The organism is Sphingobacterium sp. B16(2022) (assembly GCF_012030425.1).
Lineage (GTDB): Bacteria > Bacteroidota > Bacteroidia > Sphingobacteriales > Sphingobacteriaceae > Sphingobacterium > Sphingobacterium anhuiense.
On record NZ_JAAUVN010000012.1, the window covers coordinates 1 to 1305 of the forward strand.

The 1305-nt window shown below is 32.5% G+C and carries 1 protein-coding gene; it reads right to left on the bottom strand.

From position 1 onward, the window contains the following. Positions 1 to 1060: 1060 nt before the first annotated feature. Positions 1061 to 1305: hypothetical protein (locus HCX49_RS25495; RefSeq protein ID WP_206368729.1), on the bottom strand; the 245-nt coding region annotated here is incomplete at its 5' end.

The following is a 1305-nucleotide window of genomic DNA, read 5'->3' on the forward strand; positions in this document are numbered from 1 at the left end:
TGCTGTTTCTGCGTTTAACCTGAATTAAACCCTTCTTTTTTCAGTGCCTCACCTTTCGGATCAGCCGTTCCTCCCTTGCGGAGTGGTGCAAAGATAGCGACTTTTTATAATCACTTCCTAATCTTTTTTCGCTTATTTCTCAATAATAAGGTTAACTAACTGTAACATTGGATAATTCATTTGTAGGCGTAGCTACATTGAAGACTTCAAAATCATAATAATTACGAATCTGAAGTCTTCAATGTACTTAAGCAGTATAAAAGATTCTAGCGTAGTATCTATCTTTTTATTCCTATAAGGATGATACTTTACAACAATTACTAATCATAAACTTGCATTTAGAAAATAAATTCCTGCAAAAAATCAAAATACTTTTTTGAAAAGAAGTGATAGGATACATTTTCTTCCCATATTCCACAGCATATATCCATATTATACGGGTATTATATCATGTCAATGCTTTCTTAATGCATCAACAAGTCTAAAATACCTGGTTAAAAATACAATTCGCCCACCCATCATCAGCGCATTTTTGTGCCTATTGCATATAGATTATTGTCAACTCATTAAAAAATAACAACAATTCCATATCTATTTTTATGTAGATTTCAATTATTTTCTTGTTATTCACTGTACGAAATTCTAGAATTATGTTATAATAGCAACAAAAATGAGTTCAATACACTTTATCTCAATATCTAATAGGCAGCATCGAACAGCTTTTTACATTAAAAAATAATTCATTTATACTTAGAAAAGTGAATTACATCCTAATTATACTAAATAATATGATGAATTTACAAGCACACGTCTCTATACGAATGATTAAAGGAGCTGGTTAAATCATGGTTACAATTTAAATTAGAAAACTTAAATCCTCCTTTCAATAGGCAGTTAATTACTTATTTATAAACAGAGTAGTCCTCTATGATTCTAAAATTAATTCAGTTTGTCAAGCAAGGATGGTACTGTATCTTTTCACCAAATCCTCTAGGCAACTATCTGAAAAAAGAAAATAGTTCAATAACAAGAAGTTATTTGGCGGAAAAAGTGCTTTTTACTAAGTAAAGAAGAATAAGCAGAAGCTGCCATTATGCTTGTCCGATAGGAAGAGGATGTAGAAGCTGAATAGGTTAAATGATGAGCATGACGGGCCTGCAGAAGTTACTGGAAGAACCGGAATAGCCCTGTTCACAGCATAAAAAGGTATAAACACAAAAAAGCCTCTGCTGTATAGCAAAGGCTTCTGTATAAAAAAAGGCACCGACCTACTCTCCCACCTGTTACGGCAATACCATCGGCTCT